Source organism: Peribacillus sp. TH27 (assembly GCF_016650915.1).
GTDB lineage: Bacteria > Bacillota > Bacilli > Bacillales > DSM-1321 > Peribacillus > Peribacillus butanolivorans.
The window spans coordinates 18,967-37,019 of sequence record NZ_JAEKEV010000001.1; the positions used below are offsets into that span (position 1 = coordinate 18,967).

The 18,053-nt window shown below is 37.3% G+C and carries 18 protein-coding genes and 4 pseudogenes; 16 read left to right on the forward strand and 6 right to left on the reverse strand.

The genetic code is table 11. The features are described from left to right. Positions 1 to 648 (reverse strand): 3-hexulose-6-phosphate synthase, encoded by a 648-nt coding sequence (gene hxlA / locus JFU24_RS00125; RefSeq protein ID WP_048883203.1) that lies wholly within the window; start codon positions 646 to 648, stop codon positions 1 to 3. A gap of 222 nt (positions 649 to 870) precedes the next feature. Between hxlA and JFU24_RS00130 the strand changes: the two genes are divergently transcribed. From JFU24_RS00130 to JFU24_RS00170, 12 genes and pseudogenes are all read left to right on the forward strand, one after another. Continuing rightward, on the forward strand, positions 871 to 1,236 hold the full coding sequence (locus JFU24_RS00130) for a winged helix-turn-helix transcriptional regulator (RefSeq protein ID WP_056519732.1): 366 nt from the start codon (positions 871 to 873) through the stop codon (positions 1,234 to 1,236). Positions 1,237 to 1,448: 212 nt separating this feature from the next. Then, a pseudogene (locus tag JFU24_RS00135) lies at positions 1,449 to 2,301 on the forward strand (YitT family protein). 928 nt (positions 2,302 to 3,229) lie between these two features. Further along, the gene (gene zwf, locus JFU24_RS00140) at positions 3,230 to 4,750 is read left to right on the forward strand and encodes a glucose-6-phosphate dehydrogenase (protein WP_201183556.1); all 1,521 of its coding nucleotides are present in this window, start codon (positions 3,230 to 3,232) and stop codon (positions 4,748 to 4,750) included. Positions 4,751 to 4,779: 29 nt separating this feature from the next. Next, the gene (gene gnd / locus JFU24_RS00145) at positions 4,780 to 5,676 is read left to right on the forward strand and encodes a phosphogluconate dehydrogenase (NAD(+)-dependent, decarboxylating) (RefSeq protein ID WP_201183554.1); all 897 of its coding nucleotides are present in this window, start codon (positions 4,780 to 4,782) and stop codon (positions 5,674 to 5,676) included. Positions 5,677 to 5,754: 78 nt separating this feature from the next. After that, the gene (locus tag JFU24_RS00150; protein ID WP_201183552.1) at positions 5,755 to 6,258 is read left to right on the forward strand and encodes a hypothetical protein; all 504 of its coding nucleotides are present in this window, start codon (positions 5,755 to 5,757) and stop codon (positions 6,256 to 6,258) included. A gap of 108 nt (positions 6,259 to 6,366) precedes the next feature. Continuing rightward, entirely contained in the window at positions 6,367 to 6,501 is a 135-nt protein-coding gene (locus JFU24_RS30580; protein WP_274606936.1) for a hypothetical protein, read from the forward strand. A gap of 28 nt (positions 6,502 to 6,529) precedes the next feature. Then, positions 6,530 to 6,946 (forward strand): iron-containing alcohol dehydrogenase, encoded by a 417-nt coding sequence (locus JFU24_RS31095; protein WP_446728283.1) that lies wholly within the window; start codon positions 6,530 to 6,532, stop codon positions 6,944 to 6,946. Beyond that, on the forward strand, positions 6,858 to 7,517 hold the full coding sequence (locus JFU24_RS30590; RefSeq protein ID WP_274608116.1) for an iron-containing alcohol dehydrogenase: 660 nt from the start codon (positions 6,858 to 6,860) through the stop codon (positions 7,515 to 7,517). The genes JFU24_RS31095 and JFU24_RS30590 overlap by 89 nt, the downstream gene beginning before the upstream one ends. 74 nt (positions 7,518 to 7,591) lie before the next feature. After that, positions 7,592 to 8,104 (forward strand): type 1 glutamine amidotransferase domain-containing protein, encoded by a 513-nt coding sequence (locus JFU24_RS00160; RefSeq protein WP_201183550.1) that lies wholly within the window; start codon positions 7,592 to 7,594, stop codon positions 8,102 to 8,104. A 99-nt stretch (positions 8,105 to 8,203) separates the two neighbouring features. Continuing rightward, positions 8,204 to 8,344: a hypothetical protein gene (locus tag JFU24_RS29825; RefSeq protein WP_242485210.1), complete on the forward strand. Its 141-nt coding sequence runs from the start codon at positions 8,204 to 8,206 to the stop codon at positions 8,342 to 8,344. Continuing rightward, positions 8,341 to 8,919 (forward strand): SDR family oxidoreductase, encoded by a 579-nt coding sequence (locus JFU24_RS00165; protein ID WP_342214649.1) that lies wholly within the window; start codon positions 8,341 to 8,343, stop codon positions 8,917 to 8,919. The genes JFU24_RS29825 and JFU24_RS00165 overlap by 4 nt, the downstream gene beginning before the upstream one ends. A gap of 256 nt (positions 8,920 to 9,175) precedes the next feature. Beyond that, positions 9,176 to 10,066, forward strand: coding sequence for an aldo/keto reductase (locus tag JFU24_RS00170; RefSeq protein WP_207196631.1), 891 nt, complete (start codon positions 9,176 to 9,178; stop codon positions 10,064 to 10,066). A 116-nt stretch (positions 10,067 to 10,182) separates the two neighbouring features. Here the strand turns inward: JFU24_RS00170 and JFU24_RS31100 are convergent, their stop codons facing one another. The 3 genes and pseudogenes from JFU24_RS31100 to JFU24_RS31110 form a co-directional block, all read right to left on the reverse strand. Next, positions 10,183 to 10,644, reverse strand: a complete 462-nt coding sequence (locus JFU24_RS31100; RefSeq protein WP_242489193.1) for a GerAB/ArcD/ProY family transporter — start codon at positions 10,642 to 10,644, stop codon at positions 10,183 to 10,185. Continuing rightward, a pseudogene (locus JFU24_RS31105) lies at positions 10,571 to 11,334 on the reverse strand (GerAB/ArcD/ProY family transporter). Before JFU24_RS31105 ends, JFU24_RS31100 begins: the two are co-directional and overlap by 74 nt. After that, positions 11,318 to 11,518, reverse strand: a pseudogene (locus tag JFU24_RS31110) (Ger(x)C family spore germination C-terminal domain-containing protein); the annotation flags it as partial. The pseudogenes JFU24_RS31110 and JFU24_RS31105, both read right to left, overlap by 17 nt. Positions 11,519 to 12,003: 485 nt before the next feature. On the opposite strand from JFU24_RS31110, the gene JFU24_RS00185 reads away from it, so the two are divergent. Beyond that, positions 12,004 to 12,438, forward strand: coding sequence for an OsmC family protein (locus tag JFU24_RS00185; RefSeq protein ID WP_201183542.1), 435 nt, complete (start codon positions 12,004 to 12,006; stop codon positions 12,436 to 12,438). Between the two features lie 209 nt (positions 12,439 to 12,647). Further along, on the forward strand, positions 12,648 to 13,010 hold the full coding sequence (locus JFU24_RS00190; protein WP_242485214.1) for an isochorismatase family protein: 363 nt from the start codon (positions 12,648 to 12,650) through the stop codon (positions 13,008 to 13,010). 72 nt (positions 13,011 to 13,082) lie between these two features. Here JFU24_RS00190 and JFU24_RS00195 read toward each other — a convergent pair. Both JFU24_RS00195 and JFU24_RS00200 read right to left on the reverse strand, forming a co-directional pair. After that, positions 13,083 to 13,306 (reverse strand): annotated as a pseudogene (locus JFU24_RS00195) (transposase); the annotation flags it as partial. Between the two features lie 369 nt (positions 13,307 to 13,675). Next, positions 13,676 to 15,691 (reverse strand): sigma-54-dependent Fis family transcriptional regulator, encoded by a 2,016-nt coding sequence (locus JFU24_RS00200; protein WP_201249221.1) that lies wholly within the window; start codon positions 15,689 to 15,691, stop codon positions 13,676 to 13,678. 523 nt (positions 15,692 to 16,214) lie between these two features. On the opposite strand from JFU24_RS00200, the gene JFU24_RS00205 reads away from it, so the two are divergent. Together JFU24_RS00205 and JFU24_RS00210 are read left to right on the forward strand one after the other, a co-directional pair. Beyond that, positions 16,215 to 17,240, forward strand: coding sequence for an amidohydrolase family protein (locus JFU24_RS00205; RefSeq protein ID WP_201183825.1), 1,026 nt, complete (start codon positions 16,215 to 16,217; stop codon positions 17,238 to 17,240). Positions 17,241 to 17,315: 75 nt separating this feature from the next. Beyond that, a complete protein-coding gene (locus JFU24_RS00210) occupies positions 17,316 to 18,029 on the forward strand; it encodes an iron-sulfur cluster assembly protein (RefSeq protein ID WP_201249222.1) in 714 nt (237 codons plus the stop codon). Positions 18,030 to 18,053 lie beyond the last annotated feature (24 nt).

An 18,053-nucleotide genomic window follows, 5' to 3' on the forward strand; every position in this document is an offset into this window, starting at 1 on the left:
TTAACCTGCTGTAACCGTTTGTTCTTTGATCATTTGTTGCATTTTGGCAGCAGCAGCTTTTTTATCAGCTTGTCCAGTAATCCCGCCGCCTACAATGACAAGGTCTGGATTTACTTTAATGACTTCTGGAAGTGTTTCTAATTTAATGCCGCCTGCGATGGCCGTTTTAGCATTTTTAACCACACTTTTGATGGTTTGTAGATCTTCAAAAGAATTTTTTCCGACTGCTTGAAGATCGTAGCCCGTGTGAACACAAATATAATCCACGCCCATAGTATCCACTTCTTTAGCACGTCCAGCAAGGTCTTTTACCGCAATCATATCGACAAGGACTTTTTTACCCTGTTTTTTCGCTTCTTCTACAGCACCTTTAATCGACATATCTTCAGCCGTTCCAAGAATAGTGATGATATCAGCACCTGCTTCGGAAGCTTTCATCACTTCATATCCAGCAGCATCCATAATTTTCAGGTCTGCTAATACTTTTAAGTTAGGGAATGCTTCTTTTACTGCCTTTACAGCATGGAGACCTTCGTTGATCACAACCGGTGTTCCGATTTCTACGATATCAATATGCTCCTCTACTTCTTTTACCAATTCGATTGCTTCTGGAATGTTGACTAAATCTAATGCTAATTGTAATTCCATCTATGTTTCACTCCTCATAATTTATTAAGTTTGTTGCACAGTAGTAATAATGCCCATTGTTCACTTTCGTTGCTCCTGGCAACTGTAACCAATGCTCTTGTTAACAATGGTACAGTGTTAGTATAATGTGTATATTAAAAGTATGAAAGTACGCACTTTATTTTTACATAGTGTTAAAAAGTATACTATGTGTTATTCTATATAGAAATGGAGGTGAAACAAATGTCACGTATGCAGGACAAAATGTTTAACTGTGAAAAAGAATTAACGCTTTATGTTATTGGCGGTAAATGGAAAATGCTGATTTTGTGGCATTTAGGAAAAGAGGGAACGAAGCGATTTGGTGAGCTGAAGGCTCTTATGCCGGGCATTACTCAACGAATGCTGGTTAACCAATTACGCGAGCTAGAAGAAGACCTCATTGTTGAACGAAAAGTCTATCCTGTTGTTCCTCCAAAAGTAGAATATTCATTGACCGAACAAGGAAAAAGCTTAATGCCAATACTCGATTCCATGTATGAATGGGGTAAAAACTATATGGAGAATGTGATGGATACTCCTGCCAATAAAAGTGCGTCTATTAAATAGCAATCATTCTAAAAAGAGGGGATTAAAAACCACAAGTAGACTTTTAATAAGTCAAGACTTGTGGTCTTTTTATTTGCAATGATCCAGTTCATAAAGGAAATAAAGGAGTACATTCTGGAAAAAGGTAAATAATATTCCTGTGTTGTAAAGGATTTTAGCTGAACTGTTTTATAGTAAGGAATCAAGAATAATACATATTTTCAGGTGAGATGATGAAAAAAATTGTTGAGTATGTTTTTTTAACTTTGGGGGCGTCAATCGTTGCTATGGGATTAGAAACGATGTTAGCACCAAACGGGCTAGTAGATGGTGGTGTAACAGCGTTATCGATTATGGCCAATGCTTTATGGGGAATCCCGATTTATGTTGTATTTTTGGGCTTAAATATTCCTATCTTAATTTTTACAGCTAAAGAAGTGGGTAAAACCTTTGTCATTAGAACTCTATATGCAAATATTATTACTACCGTTGGTTTAGTACTATTTAAATCGATTCCTCCTATTACTAAATCTGAAGTATTAATTGTTTTATACGGTGGGGTAATCTTAGGAGTTGGGATAGGAATCGTTGTAAAATTTGGCAGTGCAATAGATGGCACTGAAATGCTGTCGATTTGGTTTAACCAACACTATCGATTTCCGATTGCCTCATTTTTATTAGTCGTAAATGCTTTCATATTTACGATTGCGGCGGTTGTCTATACATTGGAACAGGCCATGCTTTCTCTGGCTGTTTTTTATATAGTGACGAAAATGATTAATTATGTTTTAGATGGATTAAATCATGGGAAATCTGTCATGATCATTTCAGAAAAACCTGATGAAGTTGGAGATAGCATTATCAGTCATTTAAATATCAGCATCACATTTTTATATGGAGAAGGCGGTTTTTTTAAGGGAAAGAAAGAAGGTTATTTATTGTATTACGAACAGGTTTCTTTTTTCCAATTTAAAAAGTGTCGTTTTAGCAGCAGATCCATCAGCTATTATGGAGGCGTCCTATGTTTGTGAAACATCTGGTATAGATAGGTCGCTTATACTACCGAAAGCAAATCCTTCTAAATAATAAAGCTTAATATTTGCTTATATTAATTAGCCTCATGTTGATACATGTGTATATCGCCCGTTATAAACCAATTCGCAAAGCTTTGATAAATGACTGTGCAAACGACAAGGGCAAAGAGTCAGCAGTAAGCAAAACATTACAAAGAGTCGTGAACCCAAGGATATTCCATTATTTATCATGAGTCGATAAAACTATTATTTAAATAATGACTCCAAGGCAATTTTGAAAGATCTTCGTAAATAACGAAGATCTTTTTATTTTAAATCCTCTAATTGAAAATCTCACAACCCCATATGGTATATAAAAGTATACTAAGTATATTTTTAAACATTATATAATAAAAAAGTGCGTACTTTTAATTATTTGTTGTAGATATTATACTAACATCAATGCAGCAACCAATCTTTTTTAAGCGGCAATTGTTAAGATGAAAAGGGACTTATACCATTAGGCCTTTTAACAGGGGAATGAAGAATTCTCCTTTATATTTTGAAAATAAGATCGGACTTAAGATAAATCTAATCTTTCTCAACTGTAACAACATCCAATACAGTTGTTAGGTGGAAGTTATACGCATTATTCAAGATAGATCGTCTATTAATGAATGCAGAAAGGAATGAAACGAAGAGGGTAAGGAAAAAAGCAAAACATCGAAAAGTTTGCGAAAGATGTTTAACGATCACTACAAATGATTAATAATGTCCTCAATGTGGCTATGACCATTTCCGGAAATTCATTTTCATGGTGCAAGTTGGGTGAAATAATCAAGTGTATAAAGCGGATGCAGGGTAGCGAAAGTCTGCAATCATTTAGATCGTAAAAAATTTGATGTGCCTTATATGGTTACCATAACCAACAATTATCAAGTATTAGAGTAGGTACCTACCTTTTCTATTGCAAAGTGTTTTGAAAAATGGAGGAATGAAAAGTGGATTCTATGACCTTTGTTTTGTTTGGAGCAACGGGTGATTTGGCCAAAAGAAAAATTTATCCGGCTCTTTTTAATTTGTTTTTAGATAAAAAGATGCCCCAGTCATTTTCAATTATTGGGTTAGGCAGGAGAGAACTATCGGATGGTACATTTCAAACAAATGTAGAACATTCATTAAGAACATTTTCTAGACGCTTTATCGAAGATAAAGCTAAATTAAAAGAATTTATCGACGCGTTTCGTTACAGCCAATTAGATGTAACGGATGTGAAAGGGTATCAAGAACTGCTTAATTTGGTTCAGAGGCGTGAACGGGAGTTAAATATTCCTGAAAATCGATTATTCTATCTGTCTGTTGCACCCGAGTTTTTCGATGTAATCGCCTCTAATATTAAAGAAAGCGGATTGGGAACGACCAATGGATGGAAACGCCTGATTATTGAAAAGCCGTTTGGGCATGATATGGTTTCCGCCCAAGATTTAAATCAAAGGCTACGCAAATCTTTTAGCGAAGAGGAAATTTACCGGATAGACCATTATCTTGGCAAAACAATGGTTCAAAACCTCGAAGCATTGGCATTTACCAATCCTGTGCTTCAATCCTTATGGAATAATCAGCACATAGCCAATATACAAATAACGGCTAGTGAAACGGTTGGAGTAGAAGATAGAGCGGGCTACTATGATCAAGCCGGAGCCATCCGGGATATGTTCCAGAATCATATGCTGCAAATGTTGATGATGATGGCCATGCATTTACCAAAAACGACAAGTGCGGCAGATATCCGGAATGAAAAGAGAAAGGTGATGGAATCATTGCGGCCTTTGCAGAAAGAGGATGTCGGTTCTCAAGTTGTCCGTGGCCAATATAGTGCCGGAGAAATGAATCATGAGCCAGTGGTTGGATACAGGGAGGAACCTGGGGTTGATTCTTCCTCTGTCAATGATACTTTTGTTGCCGCCCGTTTATGGATTGATAATGATTTTTGGGGAGGAGTTCCTTTCTATATCCGTACAGGAAAGAGAATGAAGGAAAAGTCGACTCGTATCGTCATAGAGTTTAAAAATCCAGTGAAGGAATTGTATGGATCCGATCAACAAACGGAACCAAATCTATTAATTGTCAATATCAATCCCAATGAAGGGATATCGTTACAATTGAATAGTAAGAATCCGCTAAAAAACGGGAAAATTGAGCCTATTTCAATTGACTTCTCAACAGGAGCAAAAGACATACCCGAAGCTTATGAACTCTTAATCTTTGATGCATTACGCGGTGACTCGACATTCTTTGCCCACTGGAATGAAGTGGAATTATCGTGGAATTGGGTGCAGCCAGTTTTAGAAGCGTTTGAGGAAAACACAGTCCCCTTACATTTGTATCGTTCAGGTTCGATGGGGCCGGGTGCTTCGGATGAACTTTTAAAAGAGGACGGGTTTTATTGGTGGGAATACCAAGGGTCTAAGTATGAGATGATTTCAAAAGATCAATCAGTAAAAGTATTAAAAATACGTTAACAACACGAATAGTACAGGAGGACAAGAGGATGCAAGTTGGATTAATCGGGTTAGGGAAAATGGGGATAAACTTAGGGAAAAATCTAATTGACCACAACTACGAAGTAGCCGCCTTCGATTTAAATGTTAATGCTGTAGAAGAAATCAGTAAGTACGGTGCTATAGAAACATCGAGTTTTAAGGAACTTATTAAAATCCTGGACGGCCCTAGAATTATCTGGATCATGGTTCCGCACGCTGTTGTCGATTCAGTTATAAATGAGATCACTCCATACTTGAGTAAAGGCGATATCATAATCGAAGCTGGTAATTCTCATTATAAGGACTCCATTCGCCGCTACGGCCAGCTAAAGCAAGTTGGTGTAAGCTTTATGGATGTTGGTACATCCGGGGGAATGGAAGGAGCGCGTAACGGAGCTTGTTACATGGTCGGCGGGGATTCAGAAGTTTGGAGTATGGTTGAACCCATATTTCGAGACACAGCGGTTGAAAAAGGATATTTATATGCTGGTCCAGCAGGCAGCGGCCATTTCTTAAAAATGGTCCACAACGGAATCGAGTATGGGATGATGGCTGCGATTGGCGAAGGATTTGAAGTACTGGAGAAAAGTGAGTTTGATTTTGACTATGAAAAAGTGGCAAGAGTATGGAATAACGGTTCAGTCATTCGTTCATGGCTCATCGACTTAACAGAACGTGCATTTTCTAAAGATGCAAACTTAGAACAAATCAAAGGAACCATGCATTCTTCAGGAGAAGGAAAGTGGACAGTGGAAACGGCCTTGGATCTGCAGGTAGCCACTCCAGTGATCGCCATGTCTCTTTTGATGCGCTACCGTTCTTTAGATCATGACACCTTTACAGGGAAAGTGGTTGCTGCCCTTCGGAACGAGTTTGGTGGACATGCAGTTGAAAAAAGCGATTAGGTTAATGTGGGATGGATTTTAGTAAAAAAGATTATTATATATTAAAACAATCCGCAAGGTGAAAAAGGGAGTGAAGTCATGAACGTAATGGATGCAAAAATCATTAGTACCCAATATGGTTTGGAGACGTATTTAGACGTTGTAAAAAGTGTTGATGTAAGAGAACTACATTATCCTACAGAGACAGAACCCTTTTTTGAAATCACAGTAGGGATAGAGTATTTTCTTTTAAAAGAAGAAAGATATTATGACAGTAGAAAGAATTATTTTCGCATCCGTATGGATTCCGATTTTGGTTCCGTAACGCTCGTAGAAACAAAAACGGAAAGTTTATTTGCAGTGAAAAATACAGGCGAGAAAGACGCAACAAAGAAACTTGTTGGAGAATGGCTTATAAAGACTCGGGCTTTCAAACAAGTTATAAATGAACTGATTGTTCAAAAGAAAATGGAAGACGTTCAAACAGAGGGGGATATTCAAGCAGTATTAGGAACCATAAGGTTCTTGGAGAAATTACTCGAAATCGAAGCAGAAGATATAGTAAGGACCATTGTTGAGGGAGAACCTGAATTTGTTCATTAGTAACATTTAAGATGATGGGAAACACTTATGACGTACTCAATTTTAAAAAAATGGATAAGGGAACCTTAAAGTTGCTAATTTCACCACAGAAAAGGAGAATTTACACATATGAATCGATTTACTTTTCCGAGAGATGTTTATTTTGGAGAAGGATCCTTAGAAGTTTTAAAAACCCTTGAAGGGAAAAAAGCGACGGTTGTTATTGGCGGTCAATCGATAAAAAAAATCCGGTTATCTCGATAAAATCCAAACTTATTTACGAGAGGCAGGCATTGAGACGCAACTAATCGAAGGTGTTGAAAACGATCCATCTATTACAACCGCTCAAAACGGCGGCAAGAAGATGGAAGAATTCCAGCCGGATTGGATCATTGCTGCCGGCGGCGGATCTCCGCTTGATGCGGCTAAGTTGATGTGGATTTTTTATGAAAACCCCGAACTGCCATTTGACCAAATCAAGGCTCCAAATGTACTGCCAACATTGCGTGAAAAAGCTCGCTTTATTGCCATTTCAACTACTAGCGGAACAGGCAGTGATGTATCTCCATTCTCCGTTATTACGGACTATGATAAGGGAGTGAAGTATCCGGTTTTTGGATATGAAATTACGCCTGACATTGCAATCGTTTTCCATGCCTGCTTCGATTGTAGCCTATACGGGGATGGATGCATTGACACATGGCATTGAGGCATATGTATCCACCCTGCACAACTCTTTTACTGATCCGCTGGCCATGCAGTCGATTAGGCAAGTGGTAGAAAATATTGAAAAATCCGCAGTAGGTGACAAACAGGCAAGGGCAGAAATGCATTATGCCCAGGCCATAGCCGGCATGGCCTTTTCCAATGGATTTTTAGGAATTGTCCACAGCTTAGCCCATAAGAGCGGAGCCATTTTTGAAATTCCGCACGGTACAGCAAATGCACTCTACTTGCCATATGTGATTGATTATAATAGAAAGGTGGAAAGCTCAAGATATGCGGATATTGCAAGGATGCTTGGTTTAACCGGAAATACGGATGACGAATTGATTGACTCGTTAACAGACCTCATCCGTCGTTTAAACAAATCTTTGAATCTGCCATTAACACTAAAGGAATTTGGTGTGGGAGAAGCAGAATTTGAAAAACACCTGAACCAGATGGCAGCAGGAGCTGTTGAGGATCCTTGTACTCCATCCAATCCACGAGAAGTATCGGTGGAGGATATGAAAAAAATCTATATTGCGGCTTACAACGGAGATAAAATCAACTTCTAATGAAGATAATCAGAACATGGTACGGAAATGAATATTTTTACTTCTGTTCTATGATTTTAAGGAGGTTAATGAACATGAGTAAAAAAATCGCTACGCTTATAACAAACCTATTTGAAGATGTGGAGTACACTGAACCAGTACAAGCCTTTAAAGAAGCTGGTCATGAAGTTATCACGATTGACAAACAATCAGGGAACGAAGTAACTGGTAAAAAAGGCACAACCGTAAAAATTGATAAATCCATTGATGAAGTTCATCCTGCAGACTTTGATGCGTTGCTTATCCCTGGTGGATTCTCTCCCGATTTATTGCGTGAAGACGATCGTTTTGGGGAATTTGCAAAAGTATTTATCCAAGACGAAAAACCCGTTTTTGCCATTTGTCATGGACCACAAGTGTTAATCGATACAGACCTTTTAAAAGGTGTCGACATCACTGGCTATAAATCCATTCGCAACGATTTGAAAAATGCTGGTGCAAATTATAAAGACGAAGAAGTTGTCATCAGCAAAAATATTGTAACAAGTCGAGAACCAAAAGATATTCCAGCATTCAATCGTGAATCACTAAAACTTTTAGCTAAATAACAATGGTGATGTAAAAACTTAAATATATCTAACTTGCGGATTCTTTAATCAGAATCCGCAAGCTGGTTAAACAAACGTATGAATAAAGGAGGAATTACGTTGTCATTAAAAGGAAAAAGAGTGGCTGTTTTAGGAGGTACATCTGGTATTGGTTTAGCCGCTGCTAAGGCGTTTATCGATGAATCCGCTCAAGTCATTATTGCTAGCGTTCTGCTTCAAAATTATCTGACGCAAAAGTGAAGCTTGGTGGTAACGTAGAGGGCTATGAAATCGACTTTCGCAGCGAGGAAAAGGTTGCTGACTTTTTCAAGAAGGTTGGAAAATTTGATCACCTAGTGGTTACTGCAGGTGAAGGCGCAATGGGTCACTTTAGCGAACTGCCTGTTGCAACAGTAAGAGAGGCTTTTGATAGTAAGTTCTGGGGGCAGTATATTTCGGTTCGTGCTGCTCTTCCATACTTGAATAATGAAAGTTCTATTACATTAACTTCTGGTGTATATGGTGTGCGTCCTCCTCAAGGTGCAACGACTCTAGCTTCCATTAATTCAGCAATCGATGGATTAGTACGAGGACTTTCAGTAGACCTGGCACCTATCAGAGTAAACGTGGTATCACCTGGTATCGTTGACACTCCTCTTTACGGCGGAATTCAAGAAGATGAAAGACAAATTATGTACCATGGGATTGCTAAGCAATTACCTGTTGGACGCGTTGCTCAACCTAAAGATATAGCTGAAACCTATGTTTACCTAGCGAAAAATGGGTTTACAACTGGCACATCGGTTCTTATCGATGGAGGAGCTCATCTGATCTAATCCATTGATATCAAAGTCGATTGATAAATTGATTTAGAATAGAAGTGGTGAGGTTGACTCAAAGTGTCAGACACTTACAGACCATCCTCACTTTCTTTGTTTTTTTGCACAGACGGAAGCAGTAATGGCCATATCATGCAATAAAGAATGGCTTTGTTGGTTACGGAAATTCTAAATATATGCGTAGTTTATACGAAGAGACGTTAACATTCTACTTCTATGATACCCAAATACATAATAGAAAGGGTCGAGCCTAATGGATGAAAAGAAAAGAGCGGAAATTAAAAATGCATTAGCCAAACACGTGGTAACCCTACCTGACGGCACTTCTTTACCTAGTTTAGGACAAGGAACATGGTACATGGGGGAAAATCCCCAAGTGAGAGACAAAGAAATAAAAGCCTTGCAGCTCGGCGTAGAATTGGGCATGACACTTATTGACACTGCTGAAATGTACGGAAATGGCGATTCTGAACGCTTAGTTGGCGAAGCCATTAAAGGACGCAGAAATGAAGTCTTTTTAGTCTCAAAAGTGTATCCCCATCATGCAGGTTTAGATATGATTTCAAAAGCATGTGAAAACAGCTTAAAACGACTCGGAACAGACCACTTGGACTTATATCTTCTCCACTGGAGAGGACATGTTCCTTTAGAGGAAACAATTGAAGGAATGGAAAAACTACGTGAAGAAGGGAAAATTTTAAGATGGGGCGTCTCTAATTTTGACACGGTTGATATGGAAGAGCTATGGAACACCACAAATGGAAAAAATTGTGTAACAAACCAAGTGCTATATCATTTAGGTTCAAGAGGAATCGACTTCGATCTCTTACCATGGCAGCGTGAACATAACATGCCAATCATGGCCTACAGTCCCCTTGCTCAAGGAGGCTCTTTAATAAGACAGCTTTTAAACGATCCAGCTATTCATGATATTGCTGACAAATACAATGTCCAACCATTACGAATCGCTCTTGCTTGGACCATCCGTTCGAATAACGTCATCTCTATTCCAAAAGCGGTTCAAGATGAACATGTTTTAGCAAATGCTGAAGCAGCAACAATTGAGTTTACTGAAGAAGATCTCAGTAGAATTGATCAAGTATTTCCTAAACCTACTAGGAAAATGCCATTGGATATTATTTGAAAATTCACTTTAAAGAGGGAATATTGTTGGAGTTGCTGACAATCTAATAAGAATTTCAAAAAAACTGTGTAGAATTTATTCCATACAGTTTTTTTTATCGGGGAAATTTAATATCCTTATCGAATTATTCTCGCATCAAAACCCTTTTTAGTTAGTTTTTGTTTAATGTTAATCGTTAAAAAGAGAAAAGGGACATACAAATATATAAAATAGAAGCCGACAGATGAGTATAAATCAGCTAATCGTTCTATCTGTTTATGGCTCTCTAATACATTAGAGAACAAAAAGAATAAAAAGAGGCAAATGAATAAGCTGATACGTTGTTTGATATTTACTAAATTTTTGAGTCCGCCGCAGACTGCCCATAGATGCCCGCTAATATGAGGCAATACGACAAGGAACCATAAGGAAACGACAATATATTCGACTCTTTCTATGAAAGGCATTTCCGCAATTTTAAGTAAAGTTAAGGTCGGCCAAATCGTATGTTTGAGATGCTCTTCATTAAAGAAAACAAAAGTAATGATTGTTATGGAAGGGTATAGAAGATTGTAAACAAAACCCCGAAACGGGCCCATTTTTTTGATTTTTCAGGGTTCTTGATAAATGGATTGAACATGAGTAGAGTCTCAAAGCCAAGAAACTGAAACACCATCGTTTTATTTTAGATGATCCTAATATTTCCTTAACCGAGTGATTAAAAAGAGGCAGTAAATGATTGAATTGGGCAAATTTTAAGGAAAAGAATAAAAGGGGAAACAGAAAAACAAAAGGTATAACTGTTCTCCAGAAACACACCACGGTAATCACACGAAACCCAATGGAAGCAATGTAATAAAGAAGGAATAGAAAAATCACGCTTATTTACCATGTCTTCATTAAAGGAAACATCCAAACTTGAACAACCTCAATATAAACACGTAAAACAATCAATGCCACTATAAGAAAATAGATGATGATAAAAACGTTTAATAACCCGCCAATCCATTTCCCAAAGCAAAATTGATGGATATAAATGATATCGTTATTAGCAATTGTAAGAAGCGATATGTCATCCAAACTAAAACATGAATGCTTATACTTGATAATAGGACGGAAATCCATGCATCGTAACCGGCACTCTTTATAATATCTCTTTGAAAACCCATGATTCCCACACCAATAATATTAGAGTAAATCAGAAATAAAACGAAAAAAGGAGATACTAAAAATCGTTCATCTGTTAAAGTGTGCACCTTATTCCTCTCCTCTTCAAAAATGAAATCCATACTCCCCGACACCTGTTTGTATAATATTCACCTTTGTATTGACTGTAGTTTTGAGATGGGGATACATATCCTGAAACCGGCTATAATTCCACTTTCTTGATTTTGCTCTAACCATGTCTCCAAACCCGATTGGATCTACTTGGTATTCTTGAAACAACGAGATTAATTGCGGGACTTCTTCATTAAAATGTTTATTCTAAAGATTTTCCAACTTTAGGATATCTTTATTTGCGGTTACATTAAGCCAAGGCGGGACATCTTTTATCTGAGTATTCATCGTTAAATCGATAGATATTTTCGGAACTTGAGCGGTTTGACTAATTGTATAATGAGCTTTTGCATCCAGATTCATCATAATCATATGCCCTTTCATTCCTTCGTCATGCATAGCCGGTTTTGCTAAAGGAACGGGTCATGGCCCTTTTGTCAATAAATCCAGTATTTCGTGCTTTCTTTGAAATCTTACGAATAAGCTAACTTTCGTAAATAACCATGTCAATCTATTAAATTTACGCCGCTAGTTGTTCAAGAGGGAAGAAGATCACCATATCAATAAAAGCTCGTAGCAGAAATTAAAAAAGTAAATGAAAATACCTCTATCATAGAGTAAAAATATACGTGAATAGGCAAGATATTTATGCAGTTAATTTATTTGAGGGAGTGTTAATTATGGCTGATATGAAAATAAATGTGAATGCTATTTGGGATGGTGGGGTAACAGGGAATGGAACCCTTAAAGCGGAGTATCTTGATACAAAAATCGCTATTCCAACATCATTAGGAGGTAGTGGTAACGGAGCAAATCCAAAAGAGGTTCTCGTTGCTTCTGTAACAACTTGTTATGCAGCAACACTAACATTTGTGCTTGAAAGCAGAAAACTTCCTGTGGCGAAACTTACAGTGAACTCTGAGGCAAGTATATCTGATAATGAGTTTAAAATTATCCATTATCCTCACATCGTTTTATCTGCTGGCGCGACAGAAGAACAAATTCAATCTGCACAAAGAGCGACAGAAGCAGCAGATAAAGGGTGCGATGTCGGAAATATATTGAAAAAAGCAGATGTTAAAATTGAAGTTCAAGGTAAAGTTTCTGTGAAATGATATGATTCACTCAAAGATGTAGCAGTTAATTTTTAGAATTTTCAAATATAACGGTTCTTTTAAAATTAAGGCGGCGGTTCTGCTGACTTTCTTATGTGAGGAAATAGCTAAAATTGAGCATGAAGAATTAGTAGTAAACATTCAACTTTTAATACTATTACTACCCTCATGATAAAAACTGGAAAATTAAAGGTGCGGGAGAATCAATGATGCAGGAAAACAATATGTTCCAAAGCAAAGGTCCTCAAAAACAGATTGAATCTGCATCAGGAGCTGACTTTTACGAGTCATTTAAACCATATCTCGAAGACGACAAAACAATCATCACAAGCCCACATAAAATCTTTGGTCCAGAATCGAATGATTTAGTTTTACAACTTCGTAAACGTGGCATTAACACGGTTATTATTGGAGGAATGAATACAAACCTATGTGTTGACTCCCATATGCGTGAATTAGTAGAACAAGGCTTCAAAGTTTATATCGTGAGTGATGCAACAGCTGCTCCTGGTAAAGAAGCATTAAAAGAAGCAGCAGCGGAAAATGAAAAGCTGGGAGGCAATAGGTTTTAATTTTTGAAGAAAATAATTATATAAACAGCTCCATGTATGAAGTGAACCCAAAAAGTTAGACACTTTATTTACTTAGGCTGCCTTGAGGGCATGAACCCGGTAATCTACCGGGCTCATGCCTTTTAATTTTACCTTGATTCGTTGATGATTGTAGTAATAGATTATTCTAGTTCTTGTTTGAAATGCTCCATGCTTTCAAATTCTTGAAGATAGAGTAATTCGGATTTTAATAAGCCAAAGAAGTTTTCAATGACCGCATTATCGAGACAATTTCCTTTGCGGGACATGCTTTGTGTAGGGGATAAACCTACATTTCTTTCTTGAGCAATGGATTTATAGGATTTTTTCCCTTCTAAGTACTCTAAAACTACATTTGATTTTTCGTCTATCATATATTTAGTCAAAAAACTGCACCTCCAATTGTTAGATGTTGTCTAACAATTGGAGGTGCAGTTCAGTATCATGGTGCTCTTTGAAGTGGAAACTCTACAGTTCATCATTTACTTCAGAAAATATATATACTTTTTCCCTTTAAGAAATAGTGTTAACTATACTGATGATTTTTAATTATCAGATCCTTTGTGAAATAAGGAATTAAAAACGGCAGAACTTATAATTTTCCCAATAAACACACTGAAATCAAGAAAGGATATCCAGGCTTTTCATTATCCATTGTTATTAGATAAACCTTCATTTTTAGTTTTTTGCCCGAGCTTTCTATAAATTGTGCTTCTATGAATACCAAGTTTTTTAGCAGCCGCTGTAACATTGCCATTTGCCTCATTAAGTACCATAAGAATCATATGCAATTCTTGCTGCTTTAAAGAGGTTGGATAATTCACTGATTCTTCTTGGGATGAGGAAGGATTAGTAAGTATTAATGGCTGTTCTTTATTATTCAATTTTTGATGTGAATGATCTGTCGCTGAATAATTTATTATCCTTTTAGTTAGTCCGATTTCTTTTGGGAAATCACTGTTTGTGATTACATTGCCATTTGCCTTTATGGCCACTTTGTAGGCAAAATTCCTTAATTCACGTACATTCCCAGGCCATTCATACTGCTCTAAGACAAACAAGTCTTGGTCGCCTATTTTAAGTGGTGGTCTCCTAATTTCTGCACAAGTTTTTGTCAAAAAATGATTTAATAATAAGGGGACATCCCCTGTTCTTTCGCGCAGTGGGGGGACTTGCAAGGAAAGGATATTAAGTCTGTAGTAAAGGTCTTTACGAAAAGCGCCTTCCTCGCAGGCTTTTTTTAAATTACAATTTGTTGCGGCAATTACCCGTACATTTAATTTTATCGGTTCTCTTCCACCCATTCGTACAATTTCTCCTTCTTCAAGCACGCGCAAAAACATGGTCTGTATATCTAGTGGCATCTCGCCAACTTCATCTAAAAAAATTGTTCCTCCTTCAGCCTGTTGGAATTTTCCGGCACGGCCACCTTTTATACTTCCTGTAAAAGTGCCTTCCTCATAACCGAATAATTCGCTTGCTGCGAGTTCTTTTGGAATTGCCCCGCAATTAACAGCTACAAAAGCAGCTTCAGATCGATGGCTATAAGCGTGTATGGATTGTGCGAATAACTCTTTTCCAGTACCGCTCTCTCCCTCAATTAAAACGGGTAAATCCAGATTGGCCATTGTATGCGCCTCATCGATAACAGATTGGAATTCCGGAGATTTCCCAATCATATTTGTGAAGGAGTACTTTGTACTAAACCCCGTTTTATTTAAAGGTTTGACTTTTGAAATCGCATGTATCATAAAACCAATAGGGGATCCTTGATGATAGAAAGGGACTGACTCAAAAATCCAGCCGTCTTTCATGCCTTCTGTGCCACTGCAATCTGATAACGAATTTATTAATCGGTTATTGTAATCAATCCAACCTTTGTCATACCATGGGGTGGAGGCTTTAATGACTTGATGTCCATTATCGAGCACAGCCACTATTTTACTGGGGTTTTTACGAGTTGTTTCAATATAATGTTCAAGTAGCAAAAAGTGCTCAAATTTGAGCCGGCTTAGGAGCTTTTCTTCGATTGTTTGAGTGATAGAAACAACAGCGGATAGAGAGAGGGGATGTACCACGTCCCAAATACCCGTTAAGTTGACCGCTCCAAGAACCTTTTGTGTTGCAGGATCTTTAATCGGCGAGGCTGAGCATACCCAATTGTGAACAGGTTGGCAAAAATGTTCTCCCGCGAAGACTTGCATAGGGACTCCTGTAGCCAAAGAAGTGCCCATAGCATTTGTCCCTACATAGCTCTCTGACCATGAAGTCCCTGCTGTAAAATTCATATTTTCGGCTTTCTTTTTAAGAGAGGCATCTCCATCTAGATATAATAATTCTCCTTTATGATTACAAATCACAATTAAGTGACCTGAATCTATTGCTGATTCTTTAAGTTTTGGTAGAAGGGATTCTGAAATAGAAAAGAAAGTGTGGGTTGTTTGATATTCTTGTATTTCATCTTGCGACAGAACCAGTGGGGCTCTCCCTTTGGTGGGGTGTACTCCATGACGAATAGAGCGCTCCCAAGATTGATAAGTTAAGGATCTCACTTCAGATACTAAATTTTGGCCTGATATAAAATTCTCCCAGGCTCTTTCGATTCTATCTTTTTCAGTTTTCGGTGAAGAGGAAAAATCCAACGAAATATATGGGTTCTTCATACCGGTACCTTCCTTTTAATGTAAGTACGTGCCATGTTTCTGAAATCACCCTGACCTTTCAGTAAACGCTTACAATACTTTTAAGTGATTGATAATAATAAGTTCTCTATCACGTTGGAAATATAGTTACACATATTATATACCAATTATCTGAATTATCAATATTGTTAATCTCCTCTATGCTGTCCCACTCTCAAATATAATCTACTATTCTATATTTAATCAAACTTATAAGTAAGGTGTGTCGCACTTTGCTTAATTACGATCGTCACTTTTAGATACAGTGTCGCTTTATGCACCATATGTCATTAGAATAAAAATACAGAACTTTCAATATTTTTATTTAAATCTATAGTTATCATTCCAAATTTCCAATTATTTAGAGCCTGATAAATATTGGAATAGAGGCACTCTTGCTTGTATTAAAGAAAAATTTAATAATTTTTGATAGTAAAGAAGGAAGTTTTGGCACAGTATTTGCAATGAAGTAAAGAGAAAGACGAAACTTGAAGGGGTGATAATGTTGTATAAAACGAAAAGCGGGGAAGAAATTTTTGTTATTGATTCTCATGTGGCAATTTGGGATGGAAGCAAGGAAAACCAGCTAAACATACATGGTGAACAGTTTATTAGTTGTTTCTATGATTATCATAAGAATTTGAGTCCTGAAGAATATTTTTGGCCAAGGGAAAAATTTGAGAAATATGGCTCTGAAACGTTGGTACAGGATGTCATTGTAAAAGGATATGCTGATATGGCTATTTTTCAACCGGTATATCTTAAGGAGTTTTACAAAAACGGGTTTGGAGATTTTGATGTAAATGATGCCCTTTCAAAAAAATATCCAAATCGTTTTATATGTAATGGGACACTTGATCCTCGACATGGTGAGCGCGGGTTAGAAAATCTAGAAGCGATGAAATTGAAATACGGTTGGCAAGGTATAAAACTTTATACAGCTGATTGGTATGGCGATTCTAAAGGATATAAGCTGACTGATCCGTGGTCTCAGCGTTATCTGCAAAAATGCCTTGATCTGGGAATAAAAAATATTCATATCCATAAAGGCCCAACGGTCACACCGCTTAATCGCGATGCTTTTGATGTAGCTGACGTTGATGATGCTGCAAGTACTTTTCCAGAACTGAATTTTATCGTAGAGCATGTTGGGTTGCCTAGGCTGGAAGATTTTTGTTGGATTGCAACACAAGAGAAAAATGTATACGGGGGATTAGCTGTAGCCATATCACTTATCCATCAACGTCCTCGCTATTTTGCAGAAATCATAAGTGAGTTATTGTACTGGCTGGATGAGGATCGCATCCTTTTTGGGAGTGATTATGGAATATGGGAACCAAAATGGCTTATCGAAAAGTTCGTAGATTTTGAGCTTCCTGAAGATATCCAACAGGAAACAGGCGTAACTTTTGATTTGAATGTTAAAAAGAAAATTTTAGGCGGTAATGCAGCCAGACTCTATAATATTGATATCGAGGCTCAAAAAGCGAAGTTGCAAAAATGCGAATTAGCTTCACATATAATGGTTTAATCTCAATCAATAGACCAGTTGAGTCATGTTAAAGTTTTGCCTCAATCATTGAAAAAGAGAGGTGCATCGAACTTTATGAACAAAGAAAAACAGGTTTATAGCATGCTTGATAAAGTTTATGATCCAGAATTGGATCGGCCTTTAACTGAATTAGGATTTATCGATCACACGGTAATAAAAGAAAACGTTGTCGAAGTAGTTTTTCGATTACCAACTTACTGGTGTTCACCTAACTTCGCATATATCATGGCCGAAGATATACTGAAGTATGTGGCTGAATTAGACTGGGTAAATGAAGTTAAAGTAACTTTATTAGATCACTGTGCTTCGGATGAAATCAACCAAGGAGCAACTTCAGGTAAATCCTTTAGCGAATCCTTTAGTAGTTTATCTGATGGAGATCTTGATGAATTACGTAAGACTTTCCAGATAAAAGCTTTCTATGCAAGGCAAGAGAAACTTATAAGATATTTACTTCAAAATGGCATGTCAAAGAAAGAAATCATCAATTTATCGATCCAAGAGCTTTATGAACTGCCTTTATCTGTAGAAGGGAAGTTACTTAGAGAAAAATACCTGGAAAAGAAAAAAACGTCGAATTACTTAAATCTCTTAGCCATAACCACTCCTGAAGATAAAGAGATAACTGAAGAAGGGTTTGATGATTATCTGCGAGGTGCCAAAGGATCACGAATGAATATGGAGTTTAATGCTCATTATTGTCGCGGTTTATTAGAGGCTCGATATAATTTGCCTTCCGCTGATGAAAGTACATTGACGAAAATATAATTTTAAGGATGCTTATGAATTTTA

Bases quoted from the DNA above. Each gene is read 5' to 3' on its own strand.
- JFU24_RS00185 (WP_201183542.1), top strand. From the start codon at position 12,004: ATGGCTGATATGAAAATAAATGTGAATGCTATTTGGGATGGTGGGGTA.
- JFU24_RS00190 (WP_242485214.1), top strand. From the start codon at position 12,648: ATGCAGGAAAACAATATGTTCCAAAGCAAAGGTCCTCAAAAACAGATT.
- gnd (WP_201183554.1), top strand. From the start codon at position 4,780: ATGCAAGTTGGATTAATCGGGTTAGGGAAAATGGGGATAAACTTAGGG.
- JFU24_RS31100 (WP_242489193.1), bottom strand. From the start codon at position 10,644: ATGGGCCCGTTTCGGGGTTTTGTTTACAATCTTCTATACCCTTCCATA.
- JFU24_RS30590 (WP_274608116.1), top strand. From the start codon at position 6,858: ATGAAATTACGCCTGACATTGCAATCGTTTTCCATGCCTGCTTCGATT.
- JFU24_RS00160 (WP_201183550.1), top strand. From the start codon at position 7,592: ATGAGTAAAAAAATCGCTACGCTTATAACAAACCTATTTGAAGATGTG.
- JFU24_RS00210 (WP_201249222.1), top strand. From the start codon at position 17,316: ATGAACAAAGAAAAACAGGTTTATAGCATGCTTGATAAAGTTTATGAT.
- JFU24_RS00170 (WP_207196631.1), top strand. From the start codon at position 9,176: ATGGATGAAAAGAAAAGAGCGGAAATTAAAAATGCATTAGCCAAACAC.
- JFU24_RS30580 (WP_274606936.1), top strand. From the start codon at position 6,367: ATGAATCGATTTACTTTTCCGAGAGATGTTTATTTTGGAGAAGGATCC.
- JFU24_RS00150 (WP_201183552.1), top strand. From the start codon at position 5,755: ATGAACGTAATGGATGCAAAAATCATTAGTACCCAATATGGTTTGGAG.
- JFU24_RS00200 (WP_201249221.1), bottom strand. From the start codon at position 15,691: ATGAAGAACCCATATATTTCGTTGGATTTTTCCTCTTCACCGAAAACT.
- JFU24_RS00130 (WP_056519732.1), top strand. From the start codon at position 871: ATGTCACGTATGCAGGACAAAATGTTTAACTGTGAAAAAGAATTAACG.
- hxlA (WP_048883203.1), bottom strand. From the start codon at position 648: ATGGAATTACAATTAGCATTAGATTTAGTCAACATTCCAGAAGCAATC.